At 49.6% G+C, this 339-nt stretch carries 1 protein-coding gene; it reads right to left on the reverse strand.

The window, feature by feature from the left end:
- Positions 1-229 (reverse strand): gluconeogenesis factor YvcK family protein (locus CHH91_RS18085; protein WP_141234200.1); only part of this gene is annotated, 229 nt, incomplete at its 3' end.
- Positions 230-339: the final 110 nt, after the last annotated feature.

A 339-nucleotide genomic window follows, 5' to 3' on the forward strand; every position in this document is an offset into this window, starting at 1 on the left:
GGTGTTGAAACAGTTCTTCCACAAGCGGTTCCACTTCAGCAAGGGCAACAAGCACATTTCGCACATCCCCAGGCGGGGGGATATCAAGCTCTTTGCGAAGAATGCCTGAGCTACCGCCATCATCTGCAACAGTCACAATCGCAGTAATATCGACGGGAAATGTCTTCAGCCCGCGCAAAATTACGGAAAGCCCAGTTCCTCCTCCTATGACAACGACCTTCTTTTTCATCGACTGTTCGCCTTCCGTTTGTTAATATCGCGGTGGCTCGTATACGCATCATATTTAGCTTCGTAATGAGCACAAAAGTATTCAGCCAATGTCACTGACCGGTGCTGGCC

Origin of the sequence: Virgibacillus sp. 7505 (genome assembly GCF_002272135.1) — a bacterium.
GTDB lineage: Bacteria > Bacillota > Bacilli > Bacillales > Amphibacillaceae > Terribacillus.